This window comes from Micromonospora sp. NPDC000089 (assembly GCF_042899365.1).
Taxonomy (GTDB): domain Bacteria; phylum Actinomycetota; class Actinomycetes; order Mycobacteriales; family Micromonosporaceae; genus Micromonospora.
The window spans coordinates 337,054-362,328 of sequence record NZ_JBIAZT010000005.1; the positions used below are offsets into that span (position 1 = coordinate 337,054).

A 25,275-nucleotide genomic window follows, 5' to 3' on the forward strand; every position below is an offset into this window, starting at 1 on the left:
GGGCCGCCTGCGATTCGTCCCCGCCCGGGGTGGACCGCTGGCTAGGCTGAGGACCGCGTCCGGAACTTGCGGGCCGCGTCGCGACGGCGGCCGGTCGACTCTGCGGAAGTGGTGCGATGGCGGACACGGTCACCCGGTTCTTCGACGACCTGGCCCGCCACGGTCACGAGCGGCTGCTGCCCAAGACGAGCGGCACCATCCGGTTCGACCTGCGGCACGGGCACACGGTCGACCACTGGTTCGTCGAGTTCGGTGGCGGCGCCGTCCGGGTGACCCGGGACGAGCGGGACGCCGACACGGTGATCGGCGCCGACGAGGATTTCTTCCGCCGGATGGCGCTCGGCGAGGCCAAGCCGTTGACCGCGTGGTTGCGCAACGACATCACCGCCGAGGGGCAGTTCCGCTTCGTGGTGATCCTGGAACGGCTCTTCCCGGCGCCACCGGGGGCGCGCCATCCGCGGTCGCTGGTGCGCAACAGGCGGGTCCGGCGATGAGGAGCGAGCTGGTCCGGATCCTGGACGGCAACATGTTCGTGCTGAGCGAGGGCAGCGGCGACATCGAGGCCAGCACGCACAATCCGGGCGGTTTCTTCGACTTCGACACCCGCTTCCTGTCTCACTGGCGGTTGAGCGTGAACGGGGAGCGGCTGAACCCCCTGGCGGTCGACCAGCCGCACTACTTCGAGGTGCGGTTCTTCCTGGTGCCGGGGGTGCCGACGCACTACGTGGACGCCAAGGCGTCGGTGATCCGGGAGCGGTCGCTCAGTGACGGCGCGGTCGAGGAGCGGCTGACGGTGATCAACCACGACGCGGAACCGGTCGACTACACGGTGCGGGTCGACGCCGACACCGACTTCGCGCCGGTGACCGCCGTGCAGCAGCGGCGGCAGCCGGTGGGCCGGCTGGACCGGCGGGTCGAGCCGGGTCGCCTGGTGCTGGCCTACCGGCGGGAGCGGTTCCGGCGGGAGACGGTGGTGTCGGTGGCCGAGCCGGCGGAGATCGACGAGCAGGGGGTGACCTTCCGGTTCCGGCTGGCGCCGGGCGAGCGGTGGACGACCGTGGTCCGGGTGGTCGGTGCGGTGTTGCGCCCGGACGGGCAGGACGTCCGGACCAGCCTGTACCACCATCGGCCGCGGTCGCGGTCCCAGCTGCGGCACGACCTCGACCGATGGTTGGCGCGGGCGCCCCGGATCAGCTGCGACTGGGAGGTGTTCACCGAGACCTACCGGCGCAGCCTGGTCGACCTGGCCGGCCTGCGGTTCTCCCCGCTGACCCTGCCGGACGAGGTGCTGCCGGCCGCCGGGCTGCCCTGGGTGGCCACCCTGACCGGCCGGGACAGCATCCTCACCAGCCTGCAGGTGCTGCCGGTCGCGCCGGAGATGGCGGTGGCGACGCTGCGGATGCTCGGCATCGACCAGGGCGCCGTGCTGGACGACTTCCGGGACGAGGAGCCGGGCAAGATCCTCCGGGAGTTCCGCTACGGCGAGCCGGCCGCGTTCGAGGAGGCACCGGACTCGCCGTACTACGGCAGCGCCGACGTCACCCCGCTCTACGTCGTCCTGCTCGACGAGTACGAGCGGTGGAGCGGGGACGTCGCGGTCGCCCGGGAGTTCGAGGCGGAGGCCCGGGCCGCGCTGCACTGGATCGACGAGTACGGCGACATCATGGGCGACGGGTACGTCTGGTACCAGAGCCGCAACGAGCGCACCGGCCTGGAGAACCAGTGCTGGAAGGAGTCCGCCGAGGCGATCTCCTACCGGGACGGCCGGCTGCCCGGCCTGCCGCGCGCCACCTGCGAGCTGCAGGGGTACGCGTACGACGCGAAGCGCCGCGGCGCCCGGCTGGCCCGGGAGTGCTGGGGCGACCCGGAGTACGCCGACCGGCTGGAACGGGAGGCGGCCGAGCTGAAGCGACGGTTCAACCGGGACTTCTGGGTGGCCGACGGCGAGTACTACGCCCTGGCCCTGGACGCCGACGGCGCACAGGTGGACGCCCTGTCGTCGAACATCGGCCACCTGCTGTGGAGCGGCATCGTGGACGAGGACCGGGCCGGCGCGGTCGCCCGGCACCTGGTCGGTCCGCGGCTGTTCTCCGGGTGGGGGGTGCGCACGCTGGCGGCCGGCGAGGCCCGGTTCAACCCGCTCGGCTACCACGTCGGTGCGGTGTGGCCGTTCGACAACGCGCTGATCGCCGCCGGGCTGCACCGGTACGGGTTCCGCCGGGAGGCCGGCGTGATCGCCGAGGGCATCATCGACGCGGCCGGCTACTTCGCGGGCCGGCTGCCGGAGGCGTTCGCCGGGTTCGGTCGCGAGCAGACCGGCTATCCGGTGTCGTACCCGACGGCCAACAGCCCGCAGGCGATGGCCACGGCGGCCCCGATCCAGCTGCTGCGTACCCTGCTGGGCCTGGAACCGTACGGCGAACACCTGGTGGTGGCGCCGGCCCTGCCGGCGCGGTTCGGCCGGCTCGAGATGCTCGACATCCCCGGCCGGTGGGGCCGGATCGACGCCATCGCCACCACCCGCGACTGACTCCGCGCCCTGCCGGCCCGGCCCGCGCCGGCCGACCGCCACAGCTGAGTCGGCGCGGACCGCCCGGTCAGAGCACCTGGGACAGGAAGCGGCGCAGCCGCGGGTGCTCCGGCGCCTCGAAGATCGCCGCCGGCTCGCCGGCCTCCAGCACCACCCCGTTGTCCATGAAGGCGACGGTGTCGGCGACCTGCCGGGCGAAGCCCATCTCGTGGGTCACCACCACCATGGTCATGCCCGCCGCGGCGAGATCCGCCATCACCGCGAGGACGCCCTTGACCAGCTCCGGGTCGAGCGCGGAGGTGGCCTCGTCGAAGAGCATCACCTGCGGTCGCAGCGCCAGCGCCCGGGCGATCGCCACCCGCTGCTGCTGCCCACCGGACAGCTGCGCCGGGCGGGAGTCGGCCTTGGCGGCCAGCCCGACCAGCTCCAGCTGGGCCCGGGCCAGCTGGGCCGCCTCGTCCTCGGGCAGCTTCTTGAGCTTGCGCAGCGCGAGGGTGACGTTGCGCAGCACGCTCAGGTGCGGGAACAGGTTGAACTGCTGGAACACCATGCCGACCCGCTGGCGCAGGGCGTCCGGGTCGTCGCCGAGCACGCTGCGCCCGTCCAGCAGCACGTCGCCGGAGTCCGGCTCGATCAGCCGGTTGATCGTGCGCAGCAGAGTCGACTTGCCGGAGCCGGACGGCCCGATCACGCAGGCGGTGCCGCCGCGCGCGACGTCCAGGTCGGCGCCGCGCAGCACCCGGTTGGCGCCGAACGCCAGGTGCACGTCGCGCACCGCCAGGCTGACCGGGGTGGTGGTGCCGGTGTCGATGCTCATCACTGTTCCTCTCGTCCGCCGTCGGAAAGCGCGCCGCCGGCCGGCACACCGCCGGGCAGCGGGTGCTCGCCGGCCAGGGCCAGCTCGTCGTCCGGCGCGGCGGGCGGCCGGCCCTGCCGCAGCCGCCGGTCGATGGCGTTCACCGCGTGCGTCAGCGGCACGGTGAGCAGCAGGTAGCACAGCCCGGCCAGCAGCAGCGCGGACTGGTTGCCGGTGTTGGCCGCGTAGTCCTGCCCGATCCGGAACAGCTCCCGCTGGCTGGCCAGCAGGCCGAGGAAGTAGACCAGGCTGGAGTCCTTGATCAGAGCGATCAGCTGGTTGACCCAGGCCGGCAGCACCCGGCGCACGCCCTGCGGGACGATCACCAGCCGCATCGCCTCGCCCCAGGAGAAGCCGAGCGCCCGCGCGCCCTCCAGCTGGGCGGCCTCCACGCTCTGGATGCCGGAGCGGAAGATCTCCCCGAGGTACGCGGCGGCGATCAGCGACAGCGCCAGGATGCCCAGCGGGTACGGGTTGGGCCCCCACAGTCGCAGGCCGAGCGGGGCCAGGCCGACGCCGATGAGCAGGATGGTGGCCGCCGCCGGCAGGCCCCGGAAGACGTCCGTGTAGACCCGGGCCGGCCAGCGCAGCCATCGGGTACGGGAGATGCCGCCGATGGCCAGCAGCATCCCGAACACCGAGCCGAGTCCGGCGGCGGTGACCGCCAGGATCAGCGTGTTGGGCAACCCCACGGTCAGCATCTCGGGCAACGCCTCGCGCATCGACCGCCAGTCGAAGAAGGTGTCCCAGAGGGTGCTCAACGGTTCCATGTCACCTACCGCCCCGCTCGCTCGTCGTCTCGTACCGTCAGGAGGTGGCCGACGCGGACGGCGCCGCCGCCGTGCCGCTGCCCGGGGTGAAGTCGGCCGGGATGGGCCGGCCCGGGTAGTACTGCTCCTGCAGCTTCTTCCAGGTGCCGTCGGCGATGACCTCGTCGAGGCCCTTGTTCAGCGCCTCGCGCAGCGTGTCGTTGCCCTTGGCCACCGCGTACGCGGTCGGCGCCGGGCTGAGCTCCTTGGCCGCGACGGTGATCTTGCCGCCGCTGTCCGCGGCGGACTTCTCGCCGATCTCGGCCGGGGCGATCCACGCGTCGGCGGTGCGGGACCGCAGCTGGTTGAGCGCCGCGTTGTAGTCCGGCACCCGGACCGGGTTCAGGCCCTTGCCGGTGGCGTAGTCGTCCTGCACGGTGCCCTGCACGACCACCACCCGCTTGCCGCCGAGCTGGTCGAAGCCGGTGATCGGCGAGCCGGCCGGCACGTCCAGCCCGAAGTAGCCGAAGTCGTAGCCGTTGCCGAAGTCGACGGTCTTCTTCCGCGCCTCGGTGATGGTGATCGAGGAGCTGCCCACGTCGAACTTGCGGTTGTTGACCTGGGACAGCAGCGCGGAGAAGTCGGTGCCGACGAACTCCACCCTCAGCCCGATCTTTCCGGCCACCGCGGTGAGCAGGTCGTTGTCGAAGCCGGTGAACTTGCCGTCCTTGAGGTAGACGTTCGGCGGCGCGTCGGTGAGCGTGCCGGCGCGCAGCACGCCCGGCTGCTGTAGCCGGTACGGGTTGTCCGCGGCGGCGGACGAGTCGCCGCCGCAGGCGGTCAGCGTGGTGGCGGCCAGCACGGCGGCGGCGCCGAGGACGGCCACCTTGGACAGGGCGGGAAGGAAACGCACGGGTCACTCCAGAGAGGTCGGTCGGCGGGCGTGCGGGCACGCCGGGGAGCGGCGGGCCCGTCGGGCGCGCCGTTGCCGGTGGTACGAGGAGAAAGGCGAGTCGTCTACTGCGCGGCGGGACGGCGACAGCCGTCGCTGCACACCCGCATCAGGTCGACGTGCCGTCGCCGGGTCAGCGGAACGCCGGGCGGCGGGGTGCGGTGGTGCGCAGACATGGTTCTCCAGAGTCGGTGCTGACCTGGGAACCAGGCCACGCTTGCACCGGTGCCACACCGGTGCCTGGTCCTCACCCGGAGCACCCCACCGTGGCGGAGGGTTGCCGGCCAGCGAGCCGGGGCTTGACGCTGGCGCTCATGACCTGCCGGAAACGGTAGCAGCAACCCGACGGTGATCGTCCAGCCGTTATGACGGCCCTCACGTCCGCCCCTTACCCGTGGTGGCCGTGGACGGCCGGGCGGGCCGGGGGCACCGGATTCGTCGAAGCTGTTCGCGACGGGGTGCATCCGCAGAGCGGGGGTGCGGCGAAGCAATGGTCGTGACGACAGTCACCACCAGCTCGCACCGACGAAGGGTTCGCCGATGAACATCGCACGACTCGCCGCCAGGGTCGCCGTGGGCGTCATGGCCACCGCGCTGGTCACCACGGCCGTCGCGCCGGCCGCGCAGGCCAGCGGCAAGACGTTGGGCACGAAGAGCCTGGCCGCCGTCCTGACCAAGGACACCAGCGGCTTCGACCGCAACTCGCGGGACTTCGACGTCCTCACCGCCGCCGTGCTGGCGGTGCTGGACGCCAAGCCGAACTCCCCGGTCAAGGTGCTGACCGACGGCAAGACGGCGCTCACCGCGTTCCTGCCGACCGACGCCGCGTTCGAGGAGCTGGTCCGGGACATCACCGGCGCGCACCGGCTCCCCACCGAGCAGGCGGCCTTCACGGCGGTGGCCGGGCTCGGCATCGACACCGTGGAGAACGTCCTGCTCTACCACGTCGTCCCGGGCGCCACGATCGACCGCAAGGCGGCGCTCAAGGCCGACGGCGCCACGCTCACCACAGCGCTCGGCGCGGGCCTCGGCGTCGACGTGCGCCGCCACTGGTGCTTCACCCAGGTGCGCCTGGTCGACGCCGACACCAGCGACCGGGACGCGCGGGTGATCCGGTTCGACATCAACAAGGGCAACCGGCAGATCGCGCACGCCGTCGACCGGGTGCTGCGCCCGATCGACCTGCCCTGATCGACCGGCCCTCGACCGTCGGCGCCCGGGAGCCCTCCCGGGCGCCGACGCTCGTCCGGGCTCGCGGCGGCCGGGTCGGCCCGTGACATGATGGCGGCCATGGCGAAGCAGCAGGACGTCGGCGGGTCCGACCGGCACAGCGGGTCGGACGGCGCCCCACCCGGCGCGACGGTGGACGGCGTCGACGCGCGCCTCGCCCTCGCGCAGGATCCCGCGACGCCTCAGCTGACCCTCATCGACCTGGCCGCCGACCCGTCGCCGGTGGTCCGCGCCGCGGTCGCGATCCGTTCCGACGCGCCCGCGCAGGCGCTGCGGCCGCTGACTCGCGATCATGACCGACACGTCCGGGAGGCGGTGGCGAGGAACCCTTCGACGTCGCCCGCGAACCTGCTGCGACTGGTCAGGGACGCCGACCGGTGGGTCCGGTGGGCGGTGGCCGGGAATCCGGCCTGCGACGAGGCGATCCGCCGGGTGATGGCGGACGCCCGCGACAAGGAACTGCGCGGGCTCCTCGCGGAGCGGAGCGACCTGGAGCCCGAGATCGCCGCCCGACTGGCCGGCGACGTCTCGCCGGAGGTGCGGGAGCGACTCGCCACCCACACCCCGCACGCCGACGTGATCGCCACCCTGCTGGCCGACCGGACGGCCCGCGTCCGCAAGGGCCTGGCCCGTAACCCGCGGACGACCGTCGCCCAGCGCAGCGTGCTCGCCCGGGACCCGGTGGTCGACGTCCGGGTCGCGCTGGTGCTCTCGGTCGAGCTGACCGAGGCGGACCTGCGCGACCTCGTGGACGACCGCGCCGTGCAGGTGCGGATGGCGATGGCGACCTCCGAGCTGGTCCCGGCGCACATCCGGGAGGCGCTCGGTCGCGATCCCGAAGGCATGGTCGCCGACGCCGCCCGTGACTTCCGGCCGGGGGCGGGCGCCGCCTCGGCGGTGCGGGCTCCGCGCGTCGGTCAGCGGCCCACCGGGACCGCCCGCGGCCGGGCCGGCGACTCGCGGGGCTGACGGCGGTCGGGGCGTCACCCGCGGATCCTCCTACTCCTGCGCCCGGATCAGTCGCAGCGGCGCGGCACGGAGTTCGGGATGTCATCCGACGCGCGGGACGGTAAAACCGGGTCGAGCGCCGGCGCCGGCTTGGTCCACAATGGCGGTGTGGAGCACCGGGCACTGGTACGGCTGAGCAAGCGGATGTCCCTGGCGTTGCGCCACGAGCCGGCCCGGTTCGGCCTGCGACCCGACCCGGGCGGCTGGGTGCCGGTGGCCGACCTGCTCGCGGCGCTACGGATCGGGCGACCGGCCCTCGACCAGGTGGTGGCGGGCAACGACAAGCAGCGCTTCGCGGTGCGGCGGGACGCCGACGGGGTCGAGCGGATCCGGGCCAACCAGGGCCACTCCTACCCGGTGGACCTCGGCCTCGCCCCGGAACCGCCGCCCACCCGGCTTTACCACGGCACCGGCCCCGGGGCGCTCGACTCGATCCGGGCCGGTGGGCTGCACCGGGGCGGGCGACACCACGTACACCTGTCGCCGGACGTGGAGACGGCCCGGCGGGTCGGCGCGCGCCGCGGCGCCGAGCCGGTGGTCCTCGCCGTGGACGCGGCGGGGATGGCCCGGGACGGGCACGTCTTCTACCGCAGCGCGAACGGGGTGTGGCTGACCGACGCGGTGCCGGCGGCCTACCTGGTCTGGGAGATGGCCGGACCGGCCTGATCGCGGGCCGCCGCCGGTCGGTCGGTGTCGAGCCGCAGCTGGTCGGCGCCGGTCAGCCCGGAGCAGGTGCGCGACCTGCCGGGACGGTCGCCGCAGGTCAGCTCGCCGCCGGCCCCGCGGATCAGCCCGTTCGTGTCCAGCAGCGCGCAGGCCGTGCAGGTCGAGCGCACCAACGGCCCGGACCACCACGACCGGGCGCTCGTGCGGGACGTCCAGCGGCAGGGCCGGCGTGACGGTGGGCGCGTCCGGCGCCGGCCGGTCAGTCGCCGTCGAGCCCCGGCCGGCCGGCCGGCACGTGCGGCCGGCTGATCTGCCGGACCAGCGACTCGGCGACGTCCCGCACCTTGCGGTTGGAGTTCTGCGACACCTTGGCGAGGATGGCGAACGCCGCGTCGGGGCCGCACCGGCGCTGCCCCATGATGATCCCCTTGGCCTGTTCGATCACCGCGCGGCTGCGCAGGGCCACACGCATCTGCTCGGCGAGGCTGGCGGTGCTGTCGTAGAGGTGTGCGTTCGCCAGCGCCACCGCGGCGTGGTCGGCGAAGGTCTGCGCGTCCGCGCTCACGTCGTCGAAGACGTACGGCGCCCGACCGTAGACGTTCAACGCGCCCACCACCGCCTCCTGGATGGGCAGGCCGAGCGACATGCTGCTGCCGGCGCCCGCGGCGTGCGCCCGGGCCGCCCACTCCGGCCACCGGCTCTCCGTCGCCATGTTCCGCACCATCATCACCGCGCCGGTGGTGGCCGCGTCCAGGCACGGCCCGCGGCCCTGCTCGTACTGCCAGCCGTCCAGGCGCAGTGCGAGATCGCCGGTGGACGCCGCGGTGTGCGCGTCCGTGCCGTGCACCAGGGTGACCGAGACCTCCGCGGCGCCCGGGATGCTGGCCCGGGCGACTTCGGCGATCCGGTTGAGGACGGTGTCGAGGGTCGTCTCGTCGTGGCGGATCGATCCCAGTTGGAGGAAGGCCTCGGTGAGGTCGAGCGGTGACTGCGGCATGGCGTCTGACGTCCTTGCGAACCGGCGCGCTCGATCCGGCGGAGCCGGCAGCGCATGGCGGGAGCGGTCCGTCCCGTCCACCGCTGATGCGGCTGCGCGGGGTGGACCGGGGGGACCAGCGCCGCTGCTTGACGCTCGCGTCCGGCGCCCCTGTGGACGCCGAATGCGGAGCACCACATTACCGGCCCGTCGGCCGCCGCGGCCACGGACACCACCCGCCGCCCGGCGGGACCGCCGATCGTCGGCCCCGCCGGGGAAACGGTCGGTCAGCGACCCTGCAGCGCCCGGACGTTGTCGCCGAACGTCCAGCCCTTCGCGCCGTCCCAGTTCACCGACCAGGTCATCAGCCCCTTCAGGGCGCCGTGGTAGGTGTTCCAGGCCTGGGCCACCGCCGCCGGGGCCAGGTAACCGCCGCCCGCGCCGGGCTGGGCGGGCAGGCCGGGAACCTGCTTGTCGTACGGCACCCGGACGGTGACGCCCTGCACCACGAGGCCGGCGTTCAGGCAGTCGGTCTGCGCGACGAAGCCCGGCACCGTGCCGGCGGGGTACGACTCGCCGGCGCAGCCGTACATGCTGCCGTTGTAGTACTGCACGTTGAGCCACCAGAGCCGGCCGTTGTCCGCGTACCGCTTCACGATCGGCAGGTAGGCGCCCCAGATCGAGCCGTAGGTGACGCTGCCCCCGGTGACGTACGCGGTCTCCGGCGCCATGGTCAGCCCGAAGTTCGCCGGCATCTGGGCGAGCACCCCGTCGATGATCCGGATCAGGTTGGCCTGCGAGGGGGAGAGCCGGTTGATGTCGCCGCTCCCGCTGAGCCCGGTCTCGATGTCGATGTCGATCCCGTCGAAGTGGTACGCCTTTAGGATCGGCACCACGGTGGCGACGAACCGGTCGGCGACGGCGGCGGAGCTGAGGTCGATGCCGGCGGTGGCGCCGCCGATGGACAGCAGCACGGTCAGCCCGGCGGCCTTCGCCTGGCACATCTGCGCCGGGCTGGGCACCCGTACGGTGGCGTCCATGCCGTCCTCCCAGAGCGCGGTGCCGTCGGCGCGGATCACCGGAAAGGCCGCGGTGACGACGTTGTAGCCGTGCGCGCCGATCCGCGGGTCGGTGATCGGGATCCAGCCCAGCGGCGGGTGCACGCCGTTCGCGGCGCCGTCCCAGTTCTCCCAGTACCCCTGCAGGACCCGGCCGGCGGGCCGGGACTTCACCGCGCAGGCCCCGCCGTCCGGCGGCGCGGTGCCGGACGGGGTGGCCGTGGCGGTGGGCGACGGCGAGGTGGTGGGCGAGGGCGAGGTGGTGGGTGACGGCGGCGCGGTGCTGGTGGGGGAGGGTGTCGGGGTTCCGCCCGGGTCGCAGGCGCCGAGGTCGCGCCAGAGCGCCGGCGTGGCGGCCGGGTTCCAGCCGGCGCCGGGTGGCGGGGTGTGGGTGACCAGCGCCTCGTAGCGTCGGCCGGCGTAGCTCACCCGGGTGCCGGCGGGATAGCTGGTGCCCTCGGTCCAGGCCGGCGCGTCGCAGGCCGCGAGGGTGGTCGTGCCGGTCGCGGCGAGCCCGGTGGCCGCCGGGCCGACGGCCGCGCCGGTGGCGAGCGCCGCCAGCGCCAGCACGGCGGTGGTTCCGCGTCGAAGTCGCATGACATGCCTCCTCATCGATGGGCTGGAGGCTATCAGTTAACTTTGTTAAACGTAAACCGGCGCCGGGCACGCGGAAGGGGGCCACCCGACGCCGGGCGGCCCCCTCCGTGGTGGGTCAGGCGACCGAGGCGGGGAACCGTTCCCAGACCCGGTGCGCGGCCATCAGCTCCTGGACGCCGGACAGCGCCGCGGCGGCGCCGTCGGCCGCCAGCACGCCGGGCGTGCCGGTCACCCCGGCCTGGTCGAGCACGGTCGCCCCGGCGCCCCAGGCGCCGATCGCCTTGGCGTGTCGCCAGCACTCCTGCACCAGCAGCAGCACCCGGGGGTCGACCGCGGCCGGCGTACCCGCCTTCGCGTCCGGCGTCGGCAGCGCGTCCGGCGCCGGCGCCGGCGCGCCGGCCAGCAGCAGGGCGTCGAACTCGACCGACCGGCCGGTGGCGAAGGTCCGCTGCACGGCCAGGTCACCCACCGTCCCGCCGTGCGCGGCGATCAGCAGCGGCACCAGGCCGGCGGCGAGCACCGCCCGGCGTACCTCGCCGACGCCGTCGAGGTCGGACTCCGCGTCCACCACGATCCCGACCGTCCGGCCGTCGGCCGGCCACTCGCGGCCGACCTGGGACAGCGCCGGGCTGGGCGCGACCTCGGCCAGCGGGACGGTGGGCTGCGGCGCGGGCAGGCCCAGCCCGGCGGCGACCTGGGCGCACAGCTCCGGGTCCACGTTGGCCAACGCCCGCAGCTGCCGCTCCTTGATCGCCTGATGGTAGCACTTGCCCAGCTCGAAGGTGTACGACCGGATGATGTGCTCCCTCTCGACCGGCGACATGCTCAGCCAGAACAGGCGCGCCTGGCTGTAGTGGTCGTCGAACGAGGCGGGGTTCGCCCGGACCTTCGGGGCCTCGGCCACGGTGACCGGCACGTCGAGGAACGCGTGCTCCGCGTCGCCGGCCGGGAACGGGTTGCCGCCGTCGAGCGAGTTCGGCCGGTACGGCGCCACCCCGCCGTGCACCGCCTGCTGGTGGAAGCCGTCGCGCAGCATGTCGTTGACGTCGGCGTGCGGGCGGTTGATCGGGAGCTGCGCGAAGTTCGGCCCGCCCAGCCGGGTGAGCTGGGTGTCCAGGTAGGAGAAGAGCCTGCCCTGCAGCAGCGGGTCGTTCGTCACGTCGATGCCGGGCGGCAGATGCCCCAGGTGGAAGGCGACCTGCTCGGTCTCGGCGAAGAAGTTCGTCGGCGTGCGGTTGAGCACCATCCGGCCGATCGGCTGCACCGGCGCCAGCTCCTCCGGGACGAACTTCGTCGGGTCGAGCAGGTCGATCCCGTCGAAGGTCTCGTCCGGGGTGTCCGGGAAGACCTGGATGCCGAGCTCCCACTCCGGGTACGCGCCGGCCTCGATCGCGTCGTACAGGTCGCGCCGGTGGAAGTCCGGGTCCATGCCGCTGAGCAACTGCGCCTCCTCCCACACCAGCGAGTGCACGCCCAGCTTCGGCTTCCAGTGGAACTTCACCAGCACCGTCTCGCCGGCCTCGTTGATCATGCGGAAGGTGTGGACGCCGAAGCCCTCCATCGTCCGGTACGAGCGCGGGATGCCCCGGTCGGACATGTTCCAGATGGTGTGGTGCTGCGCCTCGGTGTGCAGCGAGACGAAGTCCCAGAAGGTGTCGTGGGCGCTCTGCGCCTGCGGGATCTCCCGGTCGGGGTGCGGCTTGCCGGCGTGGATGATGTCCGGAAACTTGATGGCGTCCTGGATGAAGAACACCGGCATGTTGTTGCCGACCAGGTCGAAGGTGCCCTCGTCGGTGTAGAACTTGGTCGCGAAGCCGCGGGTGTCGCGCACGGTGTCGGCGGAGCCCCGCGAACCGAGGACGGTGGAGAACCGGACGAAGACCGGGGTCTCCCGACCCTTCTGGAGGAAGCCGGCCCGGCTGACCGCCGCGCCGCTGCCGTACGCGGTGAACACGCCGTGCGCGCCGGCGCCCCGGGCGTGCACCACCCGCTCCGGGATCCGCTCGTGGTCGAAGTGGGTGATCTTCTCCCGGAAGTGGTGGTCCTGCAGCAGGATCGGGCCGCGCGGCCCGGCCTTGAGGGAGTGGTCGGTGTCGCGCAGCCTGGCCCCCTGCGCGGTGGTCAGGTAGGCGCCCTGCTGGCCGTTCGCGGTCGTCGGCGCGCCGGTGGTGGCACCCGTCGGGGTACGGGTCTGCGGGGCGCCCTGTTCCGGCTTGGGCGGCGGCGGGCCGTGCGGCGTGGTCGGCTCGTCGAGGGGCGGTGGGGCGCTGCCCGGCGCGCCGGGAATCTCCGGCTTCACCACGTCGGCGATCTTCTCTGCGGCGGCCTCCACGGCGTTCTTGACGGCCTTGGCGGGGTTGGAATCCACTGGACGAGTCCCTCCAGGAGCTGAAGAAGCATGCCCCAACCGCCCTACCCTCGCCCGAACGGGCAAAACACGGGCAAGGTCGGCATCGGGCCCGGCCGGTCCCACCACCGCCGCGCGCCCCCGGTCAGTCCTCGGTGTCCGGACCGAGCAGCCGGATCTCCTCCAGATCCAACGCCGCCTGCACCTCACGCAGCACGGTGTCGTCGATCTCGTTGGCGTTGCGCAGCCGGGTCAGCTCGCGCCGCTTGCGCTCCAGCACGCCGAGCCGCAGTCGGCGGTCCAGCTCGCGTTCCCGCTCCGCCTCCTCGCCGGACTCGGCGGCCGTCGACTCCGCCAGGTGCCGCTGGTAGTCGCGCCGCAGCCGCTGCGCCGCGTCCGCCGACGCGCCGAGCTCCGCCGCCACCTCGGGCAGCGCGGTCAGCGCCGCCTCGCTGGCCCGCACCCGTGCCTGCCGCACCTCGACCTCCCGCTGGGCGTCGCCGCGCAGGCCGGCCCAGGCGACCACCGCCGGCAGCGTGGTGCCCTGGATCAGGATGGTCGACACGATCACCACCGCGGTGCAAAAGATGATCAGGTCACGGTCCGGCACCGGCGTACCGGCCAGCGTGGTGACCGGCACGGCGAGCGCGGCGGCCAGCGACACCGCGCCGCGGAAACCGGCCCAGCCGGCCGCCAAACGTACCCGGCGGTCCACGTCCGGCCCGCGCACCACCGGCAGGCCGTACGAGAACAGCTGCACCCAGACCAGCCGGATCACCACCACCAGCGCGGTCACCGTGGCCGCCAGCAGCCACGCCTGCGCCATCGACCGGCTGGTGATGCTCTCGAAGGCCCGGGGGATCTGCATGCCGAGCAGGACGAACAGCGACCCGTTGACGAGGAACGTGGACAGGTCCCAGAAGGCGAAGGCGAGCACCCGCGAGCGGGCCCGGATGACCCGCGGCCCGGCGTACGACAGGATCAGCCCGCTGACCACCACGGCGAGCACGCCGCTGCCGTGCACCACCTCGGCGAGCAGGTAGGCGGTGAACGGGGTGAGCACGCTCAGCGCCCCCTCCCGCAGCGGGTCGTCCAGGCGCTTTCTGATCAGCACCACCAGCAGGCCGACCACCAGCCCGGAGCCCACCCCGCCGCCGGCCGACAGGACGAACCGACCGAGCAGCCCGAGGGTGCCCGGCGCGGCGTGGCCGACGACCAGCCCGACGGCGACCGAGAAGAGCACCAGCGCGGTGCCGTCGTTGATCAGGCTCTCCGCGCGCAGCGTGGTGAGGATCCGGCGGGGCATCCGCTTGGCCAGGCCGGCGACGGCCGCGGCGTCGGTCGGCGCGAGCACCGCCCCCAGCACCCAGGCGGCCTGCTGGCTCATCCCGAGCCGCCCGGCGACCAGCGCCACCCCGACCATGGTCACCCCCACCAGCACGACCGCCAGCGACGTGATCACCAGCAGGTTCGCCCGGATCTCCCGCAGGCTGATCACCAGGCTCTCCCGGTAGAGCACCGCGGGCAGGAACAGCAGCAGCACGACGTCCGGTTCGAGCACCACGTGCGAGAACGGCGGCAGCAGCGCCAGCAGGCAGCCCATGCTGATCAGCAGGACCGGCGGCGCGACGCTGTACCGCCCGCCGATCGTGGTGCCGACCAGCACCGTGGCGCCGAGCACCACGATCAGGACCAGGACCTCCACGGCGTACTCCCGTCTCCGCCGGTGGCGGGTCGTCGCCGCCGGTCCCGGGCCGTCGCGCTCCGGCTGCGCCATCCGACATGCTGGTACGGATTCCGGGGGCCGCGCAGTGGAATCCACGATCCAGCCCGGCCGTCCCGGCACGCGCGACGGCGCCCCGCCCGGGGTGGGCGGGGCGCCGTCGGGGGTGGTCTCAGCTGGTCGGGAAGGCGTCCGGGGTGCGGATCCGGCTGCGCATGAACGCGCCGGACTCGGTGAGCACGCCGGTGCCGGCGTACGTGCTGCCGGCGCAGGTGCCGGGCCGGAACGCGGCGCTGCCCTCGTCGGCGTCGGAGTAGGTCCAGTTGGCGTAGCTGATCTTCAGACGGTCGAGCAGGTCCAGCCAGGCGGTGCTGCTGGCCGCGTCCACCGCGCCGCCGCCGGTGTAGGTGACGGTGCCGAACTCGGTGACGAACATCGGCAGCCGGGCGGCGGCCCGCTCCAGCTCGGCCCGGTAGTTGTCCCTGTGGGACGCGGCGTAGAAGTGGAAGGTGTACATGATGTTGCTGGCGTTCACCGGGTTGTTGATCACCTCGGCGGAGTTGCTCCCGTCGGAGACGCCGAGCGAGGACCAGCCGCGGGTGCCGACGATCACCACCGCGTCCGGGTCGGCGGCGCGGATCACCGGGATGACCTGCTCGGCGTAGTTCTTGATGGTCTGCCAGCTGACGCCGTTCGGCTCGTTGGCGATCTCGTAGATCACGTTGTTCTTGTTCGCGTTGCGGGCGGCCACCGAGGCGAAGAAGGTCTTGGCCCGGTCCAGGTTGTACGTCGGGTCGCCCGGGGTCAGGGTGTGGAAGTCGATCAGGGCGTACATGCCGCGCTCACCGGCCTCGTCGACCAGCGTGTTGACCTGGTTGGTGAACGCGGTCGGGTTCGTCTCGTAGCCCTGCTCCTGCACGTACATGGCGATCCGCAGCAGGTCGGCGTTCCAGTCGGTGGCGAGCGCGTCCAGCGCGGCGTCGTTGTAGCAGCGGGCGAACCACTGCAGGCCGTGCGTGCTCATGCCGCGCAGCTGGATCGGCCGGCCGTACTGGTTGCAGAGGTTGACCCCGCAGACCCGCAGCTGCCCGTTGATCGCCACCGGCGTCGTACCGGTCGGCGGCGGGGTGGTGGGCGGCGGCGTGGTCGGAGGCGGCGTGGTGGGTGGCGGGGTGGTCGGGGGTGGGGTCGAGGTGCCGCCGGTGCAGGCCGTGCCGTTCAGGGTGAACGAAGTGGGCGCGGGGTTGCTGCCCGACCAGGTGCCGTTGAAGCCGATGGTGGTGGCGCCCCCGCTGGCCAGCGACCCGTTGTAGCTCACGTTCCGTGCGGTCACGTCCTGACCGCTCTGCTGGTAGGTCGCGGACCAGCCCTGGTCCACCCGCTGGCCGGCGTCCGGGAAGCGGAAGCCCAGCGTCCAGCCGTTGACCGGGTCACCGAGGTTGGTGACGGTGAGGTTGGCGGTGAAGCCACCGGACCAGGAGTTGGTCGTCCAGCTGACCGCGCAGCCGGTCGCGGCGAGCGCCGGGGTGCTCGGCAGCAGCGCCGCCGCGCCGAGGGTCAGCGCGGCGGCCGCCACGGCGACCAATGATCGGCGGGTGGGGCGGGGGAGTGTCGTCATGGGACCGTCTCATTCTCCGAGGGGGCGGTGACGCGGCGCTCGGGAGCGCTCCCACGGCAGCCTAGAGCGATCGGTAACATCCCCGCAATATGTGCGTCCATCGAAGTCTTGCCGGTGGGCACGGGGCGGGCCGGATCGCGGCGGGGACGACACCGGGGGACCGGCCGCACCGGTTGCCCGGGCCGGACCACGGCCCGGCGTAGGCTGGCCGGCGTGGATCAGGAAGATCGCATTGCCATGTTCCTCGACTACGAGAACCTGGCGCTGGGCGCCCGCGAACACCTCGGCGGCATGGTCTTCGACCTGCGGCCGATCGCCGACGCCCTGGCCGAGCGGGGCCGGGTGGTGGTGCGCCGGGCGTACGCGGACTGGTCATACTTCGACGAGGACCGCCGGATGCTCACCCGCTCGCACGTCGAGCTGATCGAGATGCCGCAGCGGATGGGCGCCTCCCGCAAGAACGCCGCCGACATCAAGATGGCGGTGGACGCCGTCGAGCTGGCGTTCGAGCGGGCGTACGTCTCGACGTTCGTGATCTGCACCGGGGACAGCGACTTCACCCCGCTGGTGCACAAGCTGCGCGAGCTCAACAAGCGGGTGATCGGCGTCGGGGTGGAGAAGTCCACCTCCGCGCTGCTGCCGCCGGCCTGCGACGAGTTCCTCTACTACGACCGGCTGGAGGGGGTGGAGATCCCGCCCGCCCGGGCCCGCCGGGGCCGCCCCGCCGCCCGGGCCACTGAGCCGGCCGCGCCCCCGCCGCCCGAGCTGGAGCCCGAGCCGGAGCAGCCGGTCACCGTCGAGGAGCCGGTCCGCGACGTGGACACCCTCGCCGTGCTGGTCGCCCAGACCGTGGCGGGCCTGCAGGGCAGCTCCAGCGGGGAGGTGACCGCCTCCACGCTCAAGCGCACCCTGCTGCGCAAGGACCCGACGTTCAGCGAGTCGGACTACGGCTTCCGCGCCTTCGGCGAACTACTGCGCCACCTGGCCGAGCGCACCGTCATCGAGCTGACCGAAGGGCCGGCCAAGGGCGACCCGGAGGTGTCGCTGCCCGAGCACGGCGACCGCGAGGTGGCGTTCGGCCTGCTCCGGACCGTGGTGCAGGACCTGGCCGGCGCGGACGGCGCGGTGGCGCTCTCCGGCCTGAAGAACCAGCTGCGCCGGGCCCGGCCCGACTTCAGCGAGAAGAAGCTGGGCTACCGCAGCTTCCTGCAGTTCTGCAAGGCGGCCGCCACCAGCGGCACCGTCGAGCTGCGGTGGAGCCCCGAGGTCGACGACTACCTGCTGTCCCCGCCGGCCTGAGACCGGAGCGCTTCCGCCCGCCCGGCCGGCCGGCGGGAGCGCCGCCGGGCGCGGTCAGGGCTTGCGGGCCACCGCGGCGTACATCGAGGCCTGCGCGACCGGGGTGCGGCGCTGCGGCGGGTCGTCCGCGCGCCACTCGGTGACCGGGGTGATGCCCGGCGGGACGAGCTCCAGGCCGTCGAAGAAGGCGGCGAACTCGTCCCGGGTGCGGAACGCCATGTCGATCTGGCTGGTGGCGGTGCTGGGCGCGGCGGTCGCCGCGACGTGCCCGGGCACCAGGTCCGTGGTGGCGTGCGAGACGGTCAGGTAGCTGCCCGGGGGCAGCGCCTCGACCAGCCGGCGGACGATCCCGTACGGGTCGTCGGCGTCGGTGAGGAAGTGCAGGATCGCCACCAGCATCAGGCCGACCGGTCGGTCGAGATCCAGGGTGGCGAGCAGGTCCGGGTGCTTCAGGATCCGCTCGGGGTCGCGCAGGTCGGCGTCGATGTACGCGGTCGCGCCGCCCGGCGCGCTGGTCAGCAGGGCCCGGGCGTGGGCCAGCACGATCGGGTCGTTGTCCACGTAGACCACCCGCGCCCCCGGCGCCGCGTCCTGCGCGATCTCGTGCATGTTCGGGCTGGTCGGGATGCCGGTGCCGATGTCGAGGAACTGCCGGATGCCGGCCTCGGCGGCGAGGTGCCGGGTGGCCCGCCGCATGAACCGCCGATTCTCGATCACGGTGGTCCGGATGGCCGGATATGCGGCGGCGACGGCGTCCCCCGACGCTCGGTCGGCGGCGAAGTTGTCCTTGCCGCCCAGCCAGTAGTCGTAGCGGCGGGCTGCGTGCGGCACGGTGGGATCGATCCGGGCCGAGGGCGGCGCGTCGTCCGCCGGGGTGGGCACGGGTCGCGACGCCGGCTCGACCATCGGGACCTCCGGGGCGCTCGGGGACGGCCACGGCGATCGTACCGGCCGGGCCACGCGGGCACCGTCCTGCGTGGAGCACGGCTCAGCCGCCCAGCCGACGCGGGGCAGCGGCTCAGTCGCCCAGCCGCTGCCGGGCGAGGAACTTCGGCACCACCATCCGCCAGGCCTCGGTGACCAGCTCGGTCATCTGCTCGTGGTCGAGCCGGTCGAGGTGGCAGCACACCCAGTGGAACCGCAGGTCCGCCGGGCCGGGCAGGAAGAACAGCCCCGGCTCGGCGGCGACCAGGGCGTCCCGCTGCTCCCTGGGGTAGCCGAAGCCCATGGTGCGCTCGTCGCGGGAGAACGCGACGTAGACGATCGCGCCGACCCGGAACTTCACCCGGTCGCGGATCAGGTGCTCGCTGCTGCGCGGCAGCGTACCCGCCAGCGCGCGCACGTCGGCGACGGTGACCATGCCCGGGACCGTACCCCGACCGGCCGCCAACGTCCGGTGCGGCTGGTCAGGCGACCCCGAGCCAGACCAGGCTGACCAGGCCGGCCAGCAGGCAGTAGACCGCGAACGGGGTGAGCGTCCGGGTCTCGAACCAGCGGGTCAGGAACCGCACCGCCGCGTACGCCGACAGCCCGGCGGCCAGGCTGCCGGCCAGCACCTGGCCGCGGATGCCGGCGCCCAGGTCGCCGAAGAGGTCGGGCAGTTTCAACACGCCGGCGGCCAGGATCACCGGGGTGGCCAGCAGGAACGAGAACCGCGCGGCGTCCTCGTGACCGAAACCGCGCAGCAGGCCGGCGGCCATGGTGGCGCCGGAGCGGCTGATCCCGGGCAGCAGGGCGAGGATCTGCGCGGCGCCGATCAGCACCGCCCCGCCCATGCTGCCGGCCGCCAGCCGGTGGTCGCTGGCCAGGTCGACGTCGGCCTGCCGGGCGCCCGGCCCGGCGGTCGCGGCGGAGGCGAAGGCGGTGCCCTCCCGGTCGGAGCCGACCAGCACCGGGACCGGGTCGCCGGCGCGCGCGCCGACCGGCTCGGCGGTGGCGGCCCGCCGGCGCAGCCGCTCCGCGCCGAGCAGCAGCAGGCCGTTGAGCATCAGGAAGACCGCGGCCGGCACGGGTCGACCGAGCACGGTGCGGAAGGTGTGTTCCAGCAGCAGTCCGGCCAACCCGACCGGGATGGTGGCCAGGATGATCATCCAGGCCAGCCGCTCGTCCGGCCCGGCGACCCGCCGGTGCCGCACCGAGGTCAGGAAGCCGCGGACCACCCGGACCCAGTCCCGCCAGAAGAACACCAGCAGGGCCAGTGCGGTGGCCACGTGCAGCCCGACCACGAAGGCCAGGTAGGGCGACTCCGGCGCGGACACGTCCAGGTCGCGGGCCCACCGGCCGCCGATCAGCGCCGGCAGGATCACGCTGTGGCCGAGGCTGGACACCGGAAACAGCTCGGTCACCCCCTGCAGGACGCCGATGACCACCGCTTCCGGATAGGTCAGACCGCCACTCATCCGTGCTCCTCCGTCGGACGTGACCTCCCCGCCGGGCAGCCTACTCCGACATTCGTGCTGGATCCCCGCAAAGGCGCGGGGCGCCGTCGGGGCCGTGGCGCCGGCAGTGGCGTGCGCCACCGGCCCGCGGGCGTGGCGACGAACGTGAAGATGCGTACAGTTCCCGGGGCGGTCGGTCGGCCGACCCGGCGGACGAGGGGCGAGACGGTAGCGGGCATGACGGTGGACGAGACGGCAGGGCCGGGGCGGGACGCGAGCGCCGTGGGCATCGACCCGGAGCAGCTGCGGGCCTGCCTGAGCGTGTTCGAGGCGCTCGAGGAGCTGCCCCCCGAGCACCCCGACGTGGTGCGGGTGCAGCGGGCCACCGCGCGGCTCTACAAGGTGATCAAGCAGCGGCGTCGCGAGCAGCGGCGGGACGCCGTGCTGGCCCACGACCAGGCGGTCACCGCGGCCACCGCGACCGGCGCCCCCGGCCGGATCGACGACGAGACGCAGGGCATTCCGCTGGTGTCACCGACCCCGGGCGCCACCGCCGGCACGTTGATCAACCCGCGTGGCTGCTACATCTGCAAGGTGCGCTACCGCGAGGTGGACGCGTTCTACCACCAGCTCTGTCCGGACTGCGCGACGCTCAACCGGGAGCGCCGGGACGCCCGTACCGACCTGACCGGCCGGCGGGCCCTGCTCACCGGCGGCCGGGCCAAGATCGGCATGTACATCGCGCTGCGGCTGCTGCGCGACGGCGCGCACACCACCGTCACCACCCGGTTCCCGCACGACGCGGTGCGCCGGTTCACCGCCATGCCGGACAGCGACCAGTGGCTGCACCGGCTGCGGGTGGTCGGCATCGACCTGCGGGACCCTGCGCAGGTGGTGGCCCTGGCCGACTCGGTCGCCGCGCAGGGCCCGCTGGACATCCTGATCAACAACGCCGCGCAGACCGTCCGGCGCAGCCCCGGCGCGTACGCCCACCTGGTCGCCGCCGAGTCCGCGGCCCTGCCTGACGGGCCGCTGCCGGAGCTGCTCACCTTCACCGGCGGGCGCGGCGACACCGCGGCGCTGCCCGGCGGCCCGACCACGATGGCCCCGCACGCCCTCACCGCGCTGGCGCTGACCAGCGGTTCCACCTCGCCGGAGCGGATCGCCGCGGCCACCGCCGTCGACGCGGGCGGCCTCGCCCCGGACCTGGCCCCGGTCAACAGCTGGGTGCAGCGGGTGCACGAGGTCGACCCGGTCGAGCTGCTCGAGGTCCAGCTGTGCAACGTGACCGCCCCGTTCGTGCTGGTCAGTCGGCTGCGCCCGGCGCTGGCGGCGGCGCCGACCGGCCGGTCGTACGTGGTGAACGTGTCCGCGATGGAGGGGCAGTTCGGCCGGGGCTACAAGGGGGCCGGGCACCCGCACACCAACATGGCCAAGGCGGCGCTGAACATGCTCACCCGCACCAGCGCCGAGGACATGCGCGCCGACGGCATCCTGATGACCAGCGTCGACACCGGCTGGATCACCGACGAGCGGCCGCACCCGACCAAGATGCGGCTCGCCGACGAGGGCTTCCACGCGCCGCTGGACCTGGTCGACGGCGCCGCCCGGGTGTACGACCCGATCGTCCGCGGCGAACGCGGTGAGGAGCTGTACGGCTGCTTCCTCAAGGACTACGCCCCCTGCGCCTGGTGAGCGCCCCCGGCCCTCAGGGCTTGCGGGCCACCGCCCCGAGGATCGACGCCTCGGCCAGCGGCGGCCGCTCCGCCTCGGGGACGTCCGGACGCCACCGGGTGACCGGCACGATCCCGGGCTCGACCGGCTCCAGCCCGTCCAGCAGGGCGGTGAACTGCGCCCGCGAGCGGGGGATGGTGTCCTGCTTCATCCGGCCGGCGGCGAACTCCGCGTACATCCGCTCGGTGATCTCCGGGGGGATGAAGTCGGTGGTGAAGTGGGTCAGCGCCAGGTAGCTGCCCGAGGGCAGCGCGTCGACCAGCTCGGCGATCACCTCGCGCGGCCGGTCGGAGTCGGTCAGGAAGTGCACCACCGCGACCAGCATCAACGCCACCGGTCGGGACAGGTCCAGCGTCCCGCGCAGCTGCGGGTCGGCGAGGATCGCCCCGGGCCGCCGCAGGTCCGCGTCGAGGTACGCGGTGGCGCCCCGCGTCGAGCCGGTCAACAGCGCCCGGGCGTGCGCCAGCACCATCGGGTCGTTGTCCACGTACACCACGCGCGCCTCGGGGGCCAGCGCCTGGGCGACCTGGTGGGTGTTGTCGGCCGCCGGGATGCCGGTGCCGATGTCCAGGAACTGCCGGATGCCGGCCTCGGCGGTGAGGAACCGCACCGCGCGCCGCAGGAACGCGCGGTTCTCCCGGGCCAGGGTCCGGATGGCCGGGTAGACCGCGGCGATCTGGTCACCGGAGAGCCGGTCGGCGGCGAAGTTGTCCTTGCCGCCGAGCCAGTAGTCGTACCGGCGGGCCGGATGCGCCACCGAGGTGTCGATCAGGTCGGCGAGCCCGCCGGTGGCCGGGTCGGTCGATGCGTCCATGGCGACCTCTCGTCGACGGCGTCGGTGTCCCGCCACCCCGTCGCCGGGCCCGGGGCGGACGTCCGTCGATCCTAGGTGCCCCGCCGGCCCGCCGCTGCCCCGCGCCGCCGCTGCCCCGGTCCGCCGCTGCCCCGCCCGGTCGGTGCCGGGCGGACGGCGTCCGGCCGGCGGCCCCGGTCACCGCCCGCCGCCACCGACCGCCCCGATCCGCTCAGGTGACCCGGGACGCCTCGCCGGGGAACCGCTCCCAGGAGCGTCGCTCGGCGATGTCGCGCAGCCGGTCCAGCGCGTCCCAGACGTCCACGAACCGGGTGTACAGCGGCGCCGGGCCGAGCCGCAGCCGGTCCGGCACCCGGTAGTCGCCGACCACCCGGCCCTCCTCGGCCAGCGCGCGGGAGATCCGCAGCGCCTCCGGGTGGTGCAGCGAGACGTGGCTGCCGCGCCGGTCCGCGTCCCGCGGCGAGGCGACGGTGAAGCCGTACGGGGTGAGCCAGGCGTCGGCCAGCGTCACGATCGCCTCGCCGAGGCGGCGGCCCTTGTCCCGTACCCGGTCGATGCCGGCCTCGGCGAGCACGTCCAGCGCCGGGTCCAGCGCGGCCATCCCGAGCACCGGCGGGGTGCCCACCTGGAACCGGTCGATGCTCGGCGCCGGGTCGTACGTCGGCCCCATGGCGAATTGGCCCCGCTGGCCGAACCAGCCCTGGATCGGCTGGCGCAGCCGGGACTGCAGCTCCTGCCGCACATAGAGGAAGGCCGGCGCGCCCGGGCCGCCGTTGAGGTACTTGTAGGTGCAGCCCACCGCGAGCTGCGCGCCGGTGGCGGTCAGCGCGACCGGCACCGAGCCGACCGCGTGCGACAGGTCCCACAGCACGTACGCCCCGACCCGCTCGGCGGCGGCGTTCACCGCGGTCATGTCCAGCATCGCCCCGCACCGGTACGACACCGCCGAGACCACCACCAGCGCCACGTCCTCGTCCAGCGCGGCGGTCAGCGTGTCCAGCGCCAGCCCCTGGTCGAGGTCGGAGGGGAGCGCCCGCAGGGTCAGCCCGCGCGCCTCGGCGAGCCCCTGCAGCACGTACCGGTCGGTGGGGAACTCCTCGGCGTCGACCAGGATCGTCCGCCGGTCGCCGGCGGCGTCCAGCGCGGCCGCGGCCAGCTTGTAGAGGTTGACCGAGGTGGAGTCGGAGACGGTCACCTCACCCCGGCGGGCGCCGAGCGCGTGCGCCGCGAGCCGGTCGCCGATCCGCCCGGCCCACTCGATCCAGGTCGGCCAGCCGCGCACCAGGTCACCGCCCCAGCCGTCGCGGACCAGCCGGGCGAGGTGGTCACCGGTGGCCGCGGGCAGCCGGCCCAGCGAGTTGCCGTCGAGATAGATCAGGTCCTCGTCGCCGATCACGAACCGCTTCCGCAACCCGGCCAGCGGGTCGGCGTCGTCCAGCTCCTGGTAGCGGGACCGGGGGAACTCCTCGCGCACACGCACTCCTTCGCCTGCCGGCCGCCGCCGGAACCGGCCGAGGGGGACCGGCCGACCGGCTCCAGGGTAGGCGGCCCGGCCGCCACCGGGTGAGCCCGGCCACCACCGGCGGGCGGGGGGTGGGCGACCGGGGACCGGGCCGTCTACCGTCACCGGGGCGGCCACCATGGTGGCCGCCCCCTGTCGCCCCTGCCGAGGACGGTCACATGCGCGCCACCGTGATCCACGGACCGAACGACATCCGCGTCGAGGAGGTCCCGGACGCCGCCGTACGCCGGCCCACCGACGCCGTCGTCCGGGTCGTCACCGCCTGCATCTGCGGCAGCGACCTGTGGGCGTACCGCGGGGTGGCCGCCCGGCAGCCCGGCCAGCGGATCGGGCACGAGTTCCTCGGCGTGGTCGAGGCGGTCGGCGCGGACGTCACCTCGGTGCGCGCGGGTGACCTGGTGGTGGCGCCGTTCGTCTGGTCCGACGGGGTCTGCGACTTCTGCCGGGAGGGCCTGCACACCTCCTGCCCGGAAGGCGGCTTCTGGGGCTCGGCCGGCTCGGACGGCGGCCAGGGCGAGGCGGTCCGCGTCCCGTACGCCGACGGCACCCTGGTCCGGCTGCCCGCCGAGGTGGCCGGCGACGAGCGGCTGCTGACCGCCGTGCTGGCGCTGTCCGACGTGATGTCCACCGGCCACCACGCCGCGCTGGCCGCCCGGGTCCGCCCCGGCGCGACGGTCGCCGTCGTGGGCGACGGCGCGGTGGGCCTGTGCGGCGTGCTGGCCGCCCGCCGGCTGGGCGCCGAGCAGATCATCGCGCTCGGCCGGCACACCGCCCGCACCGACATCGCCCGCTCCTTCGGCGCCACCGACGTGGTGGCCGAGCGCGGGGAGGCCGCCGTCGCCGCGGTCCGGGAGCTGACCAAGGGGCAGGGCGCGGACGCCGTGCTGGAGGCGGTCGGCACCGAGGAGTCGATGCGTACCGCGATCTCGATCGCCCGCGACGGCGGCGCGGTCGGTTACGTCGGCGTGCCGCACGGCGGCAGCGCCGGGGTGGACATCGGCCAGATGTTCGGCCGGAACGTGGCGGTCGGCGGCGGGGTCGCGCCGGCCCGCAACTACATTCCCGAGCTGCTGACGGACGTGCTCGCTGGTGACCTCGACCCGTCGCCGGTGTTCGACCGGACGGTCACCCTGGACGGGGTGCCGGACGGCTACCGGGCGATGGACGAGCGCACCGCGCTGAAGGTGCGCATCACCTTCTGATCACGACCATGACCAG

At 73.9% G+C, this 25,275-nt stretch carries 22 protein-coding genes and 1 riboswitch; of the genes, 8 read left to right on the top strand and 14 right to left on the bottom strand.

Annotation, left to right across the window (positions count from 1 at the left end; genetic code table 11):
- Positions 1-116 precede the first annotated feature (116 nt).
- Entirely contained in the window at positions 117-494 is a 378-nt protein-coding gene (locus ACFY3U_RS13135; protein WP_387199726.1) for an SCP2 sterol-binding domain-containing protein, read from the top strand.
- A complete protein-coding gene (locus tag ACFY3U_RS13140) occupies positions 491-2,530 on the top strand; it encodes a glycogen debranching N-terminal domain-containing protein (protein ID WP_387199729.1) in 2,040 nt (679 codons plus the stop codon). The genes ACFY3U_RS13135 and ACFY3U_RS13140 overlap by 4 nt, the downstream gene beginning before the upstream one ends.
- A 67-nt stretch (positions 2,531-2,597) precedes the next feature.
- Here ACFY3U_RS13140 and ACFY3U_RS13145 read toward each other — a convergent pair whose 3' ends face one another.
- From ACFY3U_RS13145 to ACFY3U_RS13155, 3 genes are read right to left on the bottom strand one after another with little or no spacing between them, the layout of a single operon-like run.
- Positions 2,598-3,347 carry an amino acid ABC transporter ATP-binding protein gene (locus ACFY3U_RS13145; RefSeq protein ID WP_387199731.1) on the bottom strand — a complete coding sequence of 250 codons (750 nt, stop codon included), beginning with the start codon at positions 3,345-3,347 and terminating at the stop codon, positions 2,598-2,600.
- Entirely contained in the window at positions 3,347-4,156 is an 810-nt protein-coding gene (locus ACFY3U_RS13150) for an amino acid ABC transporter permease (RefSeq protein WP_387199734.1), read from the bottom strand. Before ACFY3U_RS13150 ends, ACFY3U_RS13145 begins: the two co-directional genes overlap by 1 nt.
- A gap of 37 nt (positions 4,157-4,193) precedes the next feature.
- Complete coding sequence (locus ACFY3U_RS13155) at positions 4,194-5,048, bottom strand: ABC transporter substrate-binding protein (RefSeq protein ID WP_387199736.1); 855 nt, start codon at positions 5,046-5,048, stop codon at positions 4,194-4,196.
- Positions 5,049-5,295: 247 nt separating this feature from the next.
- Positions 5,296-5,407, bottom strand: a riboswitch (SAM riboswitch).
- Positions 5,408-5,627: 220 nt separating this feature from the next.
- Here ACFY3U_RS13155 and ACFY3U_RS13160 point away from each other — a divergent pair.
- The 3 genes from ACFY3U_RS13160 (at position 5,628) to ACFY3U_RS13170 (ending at position 7,991) form a co-directional block, all read left to right on the top strand.
- Complete coding sequence (locus tag ACFY3U_RS13160) at positions 5,628-6,278, top strand: fasciclin domain-containing protein (protein WP_387199739.1); 651 nt, start codon at positions 5,628-5,630, stop codon at positions 6,276-6,278.
- Positions 6,279-6,377: 99 nt separating this feature from the next.
- Complete coding sequence (locus ACFY3U_RS13165; protein WP_387199742.1) at positions 6,378-7,286, top strand: hypothetical protein; 909 nt, start codon at positions 6,378-6,380, stop codon at positions 7,284-7,286.
- Positions 7,287-7,433: 147 nt separating this feature from the next.
- Positions 7,434-7,991 (top strand): RNA 2'-phosphotransferase, encoded by a 558-nt coding sequence (locus tag ACFY3U_RS13170; RefSeq protein WP_387199745.1) that lies wholly within the window; start codon positions 7,434-7,436, stop codon positions 7,989-7,991.
- Here the strand turns inward: ACFY3U_RS13170 and ACFY3U_RS13175 are convergent.
- The 6 genes from ACFY3U_RS13175 to ACFY3U_RS13200 form a co-directional block, all read right to left on the bottom strand.
- Complete coding sequence (locus tag ACFY3U_RS13175; RefSeq protein WP_387199747.1) at positions 7,958-8,164, bottom strand: hypothetical protein; 207 nt, start codon at positions 8,162-8,164, stop codon at positions 7,958-7,960. The genes ACFY3U_RS13170 and ACFY3U_RS13175 overlap by 34 nt on opposite strands.
- Positions 8,165-8,250: 86 nt before the next feature.
- On the bottom strand, positions 8,251-8,988 hold the full coding sequence (locus ACFY3U_RS13180; RefSeq protein ID WP_387199750.1) for a GAF and ANTAR domain-containing protein: 738 nt from the start codon (positions 8,986-8,988) through the stop codon (positions 8,251-8,253).
- Between the two features lie 266 nt (positions 8,989-9,254).
- Complete coding sequence (locus ACFY3U_RS13185) at positions 9,255-10,622, bottom strand: carbohydrate-binding protein (protein WP_387199753.1); 1,368 nt, start codon at positions 10,620-10,622, stop codon at positions 9,255-9,257.
- 115 nt (positions 10,623-10,737) lie between these two features.
- Positions 10,738-12,990 carry a catalase gene (locus ACFY3U_RS13190; RefSeq protein ID WP_387199756.1) on the bottom strand — a complete coding sequence of 751 codons (2,253 nt, stop codon included), beginning with the start codon at positions 12,988-12,990 and terminating at the stop codon, positions 10,738-10,740.
- Between the two features lie 124 nt (positions 12,991-13,114).
- Positions 13,115-14,674 carry a Na+/H+ antiporter gene (locus tag ACFY3U_RS13195; protein WP_387199759.1) on the bottom strand — a complete coding sequence of 520 codons (1,560 nt, stop codon included), beginning with the start codon at positions 14,672-14,674 and terminating at the stop codon, positions 13,115-13,117.
- Positions 14,675-14,864: 190 nt separating this feature from the next.
- On the bottom strand, positions 14,865-16,310 hold the full coding sequence (locus ACFY3U_RS13200; protein WP_387199761.1) for a cellulase family glycosylhydrolase: 1,446 nt from the start codon (positions 16,308-16,310) through the stop codon (positions 14,865-14,867).
- 213 nt (positions 16,311-16,523) lie between these two features.
- Between ACFY3U_RS13200 and ACFY3U_RS13205 the strand changes: the two genes are divergently transcribed.
- The gene (locus tag ACFY3U_RS13205) at positions 16,524-17,609 is read left to right on the top strand and encodes an NYN domain-containing protein (RefSeq protein WP_387199764.1); all 1,086 of its coding nucleotides are present in this window, start codon (positions 16,524-16,526) and stop codon (positions 17,607-17,609) included.
- A gap of 54 nt (positions 17,610-17,663) precedes the next feature.
- On the opposite strand, the gene ACFY3U_RS13210 is transcribed toward ACFY3U_RS13205, so the two are convergent.
- The 3 genes from ACFY3U_RS13210 to ACFY3U_RS13220 form a co-directional block, all read right to left on the bottom strand.
- Entirely contained in the window at positions 17,664-18,515 is an 852-nt protein-coding gene (locus ACFY3U_RS13210; protein ID WP_387199766.1) for an SAM-dependent methyltransferase, read from the bottom strand.
- A 112-nt stretch (positions 18,516-18,627) separates the two neighbouring features.
- On the bottom strand, positions 18,628-18,969 hold the full coding sequence (locus ACFY3U_RS13215) for an MmcQ/YjbR family DNA-binding protein (RefSeq protein ID WP_387199768.1): 342 nt from the start codon (positions 18,967-18,969) through the stop codon (positions 18,628-18,630).
- A gap of 46 nt (positions 18,970-19,015) precedes the next feature.
- The gene (locus ACFY3U_RS13220; RefSeq protein ID WP_387199771.1) at positions 19,016-20,008 is read right to left on the bottom strand and encodes an undecaprenyl-diphosphate phosphatase; all 993 of its coding nucleotides are present in this window, start codon (positions 20,006-20,008) and stop codon (positions 19,016-19,018) included.
- A 216-nt stretch (positions 20,009-20,224) separates the two neighbouring features.
- Between ACFY3U_RS13220 and ACFY3U_RS13225 the strand changes: the two genes are divergently transcribed.
- Entirely contained in the window at positions 20,225-21,682 is a 1,458-nt protein-coding gene (locus ACFY3U_RS13225) for an SDR family NAD(P)-dependent oxidoreductase (RefSeq protein WP_387199774.1), read from the top strand.
- A gap of 13 nt (positions 21,683-21,695) precedes the next feature.
- On the opposite strand, the gene ACFY3U_RS13230 is transcribed toward ACFY3U_RS13225, so the two are convergent.
- Together ACFY3U_RS13230 and kynU are read right to left on the bottom strand one after the other, a co-directional pair.
- On the bottom strand, positions 21,696-22,535 hold the full coding sequence (locus tag ACFY3U_RS13230; RefSeq protein WP_387199777.1) for an SAM-dependent methyltransferase: 840 nt from the start codon (positions 22,533-22,535) through the stop codon (positions 21,696-21,698).
- 211 nt (positions 22,536-22,746) lie between these two features.
- A complete protein-coding gene (gene kynU, locus ACFY3U_RS13235; protein ID WP_387199780.1) occupies positions 22,747-24,009 on the bottom strand; it encodes a kynureninase in 1,263 nt (420 codons plus the stop codon).
- Positions 24,010-24,215: 206 nt separating this feature from the next.
- Here kynU and ACFY3U_RS13240 point away from each other — a divergent pair, with 206 nt between their 5' ends.
- Positions 24,216-25,259 carry a zinc-dependent alcohol dehydrogenase family protein gene (locus ACFY3U_RS13240; protein WP_387199783.1) on the top strand — a complete coding sequence of 348 codons (1,044 nt, stop codon included), beginning with the start codon at positions 24,216-24,218 and terminating at the stop codon, positions 25,257-25,259.
- Positions 25,260-25,275 lie beyond the last annotated feature (16 nt).

Bases quoted from the DNA above. Each gene is read 5' to 3' on its own strand.
- ACFY3U_RS13135 (WP_387199726.1), top strand. From the start codon at position 117: ATGGCGGACACGGTCACCCGGTTCTTCGACGACCTGGCCCGCCACGGT.
- ACFY3U_RS13140 (WP_387199729.1), top strand. From the start codon at position 491: ATGAGGAGCGAGCTGGTCCGGATCCTGGACGGCAACATGTTCGTGCTG.
- ACFY3U_RS13145 (WP_387199731.1), bottom strand. From the start codon at position 3,347: ATGAGCATCGACACCGGCACCACCACCCCGGTCAGCCTGGCGGTGCGC.
- ACFY3U_RS13165 (WP_387199742.1), top strand. From the start codon at position 6,378: ATGGCGAAGCAGCAGGACGTCGGCGGGTCCGACCGGCACAGCGGGTCG.
- ACFY3U_RS13240 (WP_387199783.1), top strand. From the start codon at position 24,216: ATGCGCGCCACCGTGATCCACGGACCGAACGACATCCGCGTCGAGGAG.
- ACFY3U_RS13185 (WP_387199753.1), bottom strand. From the start codon at position 10,622: ATGCGACTTCGACGCGGAACCACCGCCGTGCTGGCGCTGGCGGCGCTC.
- ACFY3U_RS13160 (WP_387199739.1), top strand. From the start codon at position 5,628: ATGAACATCGCACGACTCGCCGCCAGGGTCGCCGTGGGCGTCATGGCC.
- ACFY3U_RS13200 (WP_387199761.1), bottom strand. From the start codon at position 16,310: ATGACGACACTCCCCCGCCCCACCCGCCGATCATTGGTCGCCGTGGCG.
- ACFY3U_RS13225 (WP_387199774.1), top strand. From the start codon at position 20,225: ATGACGGTGGACGAGACGGCAGGGCCGGGGCGGGACGCGAGCGCCGTG.
- ACFY3U_RS13220 (WP_387199771.1), bottom strand. From the start codon at position 20,008: ATGAGTGGCGGTCTGACCTATCCGGAAGCGGTGGTCATCGGCGTCCTG.
- ACFY3U_RS13230 (WP_387199777.1), bottom strand. From the start codon at position 22,535: ATGGACGCATCGACCGACCCGGCCACCGGCGGGCTCGCCGACCTGATC.
- ACFY3U_RS13180 (WP_387199750.1), bottom strand. From the start codon at position 8,988: ATGCCGCAGTCACCGCTCGACCTCACCGAGGCCTTCCTCCAACTGGGA.
- ACFY3U_RS13150 (WP_387199734.1), bottom strand. From the start codon at position 4,156: ATGGAACCGTTGAGCACCCTCTGGGACACCTTCTTCGACTGGCGGTCG.
- ACFY3U_RS13215 (WP_387199768.1), bottom strand. From the start codon at position 18,969: ATGGTCACCGTCGCCGACGTGCGCGCGCTGGCGGGTACGCTGCCGCGC.
- ACFY3U_RS13210 (WP_387199766.1), bottom strand. From the start codon at position 18,515: ATGGTCGAGCCGGCGTCGCGACCCGTGCCCACCCCGGCGGACGACGCG.